At 42.3% G+C, this 3,459-nt stretch carries 4 protein-coding genes; all 4 read right to left on the bottom strand.

What is annotated here, in order from left to right:
- Nucleotides 1-158 precede the first annotated feature (158 nt).
- Genes traN through traK form a run of 4 tightly spaced genes read right to left on the bottom strand, consistent with a single transcriptional unit; the run spans nucleotide 159 to nucleotide 3,243 of the window.
- Nucleotides 159-992 carry a conjugative transposon protein TraN gene (gene traN / locus WBJ10_RS13680; RefSeq protein WP_424291223.1) on the bottom strand — a complete coding sequence of 278 codons (834 nt, stop codon included), beginning with the start codon at nucleotides 990-992 and terminating at the stop codon, nucleotides 159-161.
- A 10-nt stretch (nucleotides 993-1,002) separates the two neighbouring features.
- Nucleotides 1,003-2,223, bottom strand: coding sequence for a conjugative transposon protein TraM (gene traM / locus WBJ10_RS13675; protein WP_276348970.1), 1,221 nt, complete (start codon nucleotides 2,221-2,223; stop codon nucleotides 1,003-1,005).
- Nucleotides 2,220-2,645: a hypothetical protein gene (locus WBJ10_RS13670; protein ID WP_276348969.1), complete on the bottom strand. Its 426-nt coding sequence runs from the start codon at nucleotides 2,643-2,645 to the stop codon at nucleotides 2,220-2,222. Before WBJ10_RS13670 ends, traM begins: the two co-directional genes overlap by 4 nt.
- Nucleotides 2,623-3,243 (bottom strand): conjugative transposon protein TraK, encoded by a 621-nt coding sequence (gene traK / locus WBJ10_RS13665; RefSeq protein WP_424291221.1) that lies wholly within the window; start codon nucleotides 3,241-3,243, stop codon nucleotides 2,623-2,625. The genes WBJ10_RS13670 and traK overlap by 23 nt, the downstream gene beginning before the upstream one ends.
- Nucleotides 3,244-3,459: the final 216 nt, after the last annotated feature.

Genomic DNA, 3,459 nt, shown 5'->3' with positions numbered 1-3,459 from the left:
AGCTTGTCGAGTGCGATGGTATTAGGCGGAAAAGTTCCATTCTGAATAAGCGTACGCTGCGGAGCATCGATCAGGAAGACCACGCCCAGTTCGCCGATTACCACTTTGGGCAGGTAGATATTAAAGGGGTTTGTATCCATGATTTCTTGATGTTGGATTCAGAATGTATCTGCCTTCAGGATATCCTTGTATTTTACCGGAAGGGTAATCACCCTTCCGGAGAGTTGTTTTTCAGTGAGCTCGATGTTCAGCACCTTGTTTTCAGGGAACGTAACCTTTTTAAGCACATAAATATTTCGGAAGATTTTTTTGAAACTGGTTCCGGGATAAAGCTGCCAGATTGGTTTAATTTCTATTGATTGTACGTTCGTAGCTTTATTAATCTTCTTATCCTCAATTTTGAAACGCAGCTCATCGATATCGTAAGCCAGGTTCGTCTCATTCTTATACGTTAAGTCCAGGAATATATCATCGCCTATGGTGTAAACATGGTTCAGCGTGGCTTTAAGCCCGTAAGCATTTTCTTTCCTTACAATAAACCTGCTGTGATCTTTTAATATTGCCAAAGCATAGCCTTTCATTTCCTGTCCTGTCAGGCTAATACCTGGCACGTCCAATGGACTCATTTGCTCTGGTAAAATTTGCACTTTCGAACTAATCACTGGATGCAGAACACCTGCATACCGAAGGTTATATTGTGCGATAAAGCTTTCTCCTATAATGGTAACCACGCCAATATAGCCTGCCTCAACATTCAGGGAATCAGTTTTAATTTTTATCCGAAGTATGTTCTTAACTGGCAGATCGCCTGCTATCCCCGATGTAGATATATCTACATAAATAATAGGTTCCGGCGAAATAAAATGAAGTGAAATTCCCTCGCTAATAAAAATATCCGGCAAGTCTTTTCGGTAGATACCAGGTACGCTTTGTGCATACACTTCCTGGAACAGGCTGAACACAACCAGTAAAATGACATATATCGTTTTCATAAAAAAAGATTTAATAGTTGTTTTGATTGGCTTTCAATTCGTCGGGATCTATGAGGTAGACTATCGTGTTATATTTGAGCTTTGCTTTATTCTGGCGAATCAGTTTGCTAACAGCGGTTGTTGTTGACTGAAACATTTTCTGAACCATACTCATAACCAATTGATTGTTATTTTCAGCTTGTTGTTGAAGCGTAATGCCCTGGCTGGTACTGCCGCCTAATTCCCTGGTAAATTCCCTGAAAGCTGAGGCCGGGACATACAGGCCCGGAAGCCCATCGTTGTCATAAACATCCAGTTTTACGGGCAGGATATTTTTTCCCTGCATGATCGTGGTAATGGTAAGGTTAACCCGCTGGCCACTAAAACCGGAGATCTGGGCAAACAAATAAGTGCCTTTTTTAACCAAAAAGCGTCCCGCCATCATATCCTCCAATAAGCGGATCCTTAAACGTGAGCCTGCATAGCCGGTAATGTCCTGGTCAATGATCGCAGTAATAAAAGTTTCGCTTTGATCGGCACTTATGGTGTTAAATACATGGGCATTAGCATCAGATTTACTGACAGACAATTTTTTCTTACTCTTCAAGTCTTTTTCCAACAGCTCGGCTTGTTGCTTCTGCTGCTGCTTTTCCTTGTAATCGGGGTCATTGGCTTTCCCCATACTATCAACTAAAGCCATTTGCTGTCGGAATAGCTGCATAGGATCTGTTTGTTCAGGTGCAGTCTGGCGATAACCGGTAACCGGAGGATGTTGGTTCATTTTTGCCAAAGCTTCTGCGAGAGCCTTATCCTGCTGTTCTGGCGATCTTAACTTCCTGATCGGGAGGGAAGCATCTGGAAAATTAGTATTGGAACCGATTGGCCTTTCCTGTGAGGCCATTCCATATTTTCGGTTCATGGCTTTTTCGATAGAGTCAAGCATTCGCTTTTCTTTATCATTATATAAAGAATTTGGATCCTGATTACTTGCCTGCTCTTCCTGAATCTGCCCGATAGCAGTATAACCATCTGCTTTTTTATACTCATTACGGTAAGCATCCAGCTTATCTGTTAGCGCCTGGTTTCTGACCTGATCAGATACACCGGCAAGGTTTACTTGCAGGGAGTCTTTACCTGCTTGTGGTGGTGTTTCTTTACCAAAGCTGCTCTTATAGACATAAAAGAAAATGCACACAAAAGGCAGTATAATCAGCGGTATAATGTACCGTGGCTTTTTAAAATCTATCTTCATGGCTTGGGGTTTAATTTTTTGTTAATGGATTCCAGCCTTTCGAATGCCGCTTTTAACAAAAGGCTATCGGCCTGATTCAGGCTGTCTTTTTTAAGAATAATTTCAACTTGACTTTGCAGCTCCAGTATTTCTTTCAAGGCAGTGCCGGTATTTAGTATCTGTCCCAACCCGGAAGTCATCTCGGCTCCGGCCTTCCCAATCCCTGATGGGGTTGATGCCTTCTTCTGACGCATTACCGAAAATGCAAGCACAACAGAGATGACGAGGCAGATCAGCATACCCATAAAAACTTGCCTTGGATATCTTTGCAAAAACTGGTTTCGTCGCTGTGAAAGCAGGGTAAAGTACCCTGCGAATTCTTTTCTTAGTTCACTGAACAGAGTAACCTGGTTATCCTGTTCAGAAATTGCTTTTCTGGACATTTTCAAGGTCTTTGTTTTCCAAAGTTTTCCAGCGCGTAATCAGTACGGCATGCGGATTATTGTCCGATCGTTTTTTAAGATCACTTAGGTAGCCTTCGGTAATTAGAGAGCGTATTATGGTTGAACTTCTGCGGTCTATCTTTTGCGTACCGTAATAGCGGAAGTGCTTTTTTGCTTCATCCACATAAATGGAGTCTGTACGGACAGTAAGTACAGCACTTGAGGAAAGGATCGAATTAAAATATCCCTTTTCCTTTAAGTTATTATATTGGGCAGCACCGCTTTCATCAATCAGGTACATGGCCTGCTTCATCTGATATTCAATAAACTTATCGTCGGGAGTAAGATTAAAGAAGAGGGTGTGAAACAGATTAATATGTGCCCGGTATTCTGCCGCCCGGTTCATCTGTACATCCGTTTGCCTGGCCAAAAGCGGAACGCTGTTTGCATCCAGAAGGTAAACACTTTTACGGGCATCGGCTACCTGTTTGTAGGCAAAAAAGCAGACAATTAATACCATAATAATAGCCGTAAAGAAACTGCCCGCAGATAGGAATGTGGCCAGCCTGACCTTACTTTCAATATTTTTGATGATCATCGAGATTGGATTTAAAATAAATGGCCACCCGTTAGAGCAGCCAAATCGGAGTTAAAGAATAATGTGTTATGCTTTAGTAATCATGCGGGTCATCATGCGGGACATATTGGATGCTCCTCTACCCATTGAAGAAGCAGCGGAGGTAATACCAGAGGTGGAAACGATCCATGTGGATATACTGGGAACGGTAAGCATGGTCAGTGCCCCGATGATAAA

Source organism: Daejeonella sp., from assembly GCF_049655485.1.
Taxonomy (GTDB): Bacteria; Bacteroidota; Bacteroidia; order Sphingobacteriales; family Sphingobacteriaceae; genus Daejeonella.
The sequence above is the reverse complement of the archived record's forward strand: the minus strand, read 5'-3'. Positions and strand labels throughout refer to the sequence as shown.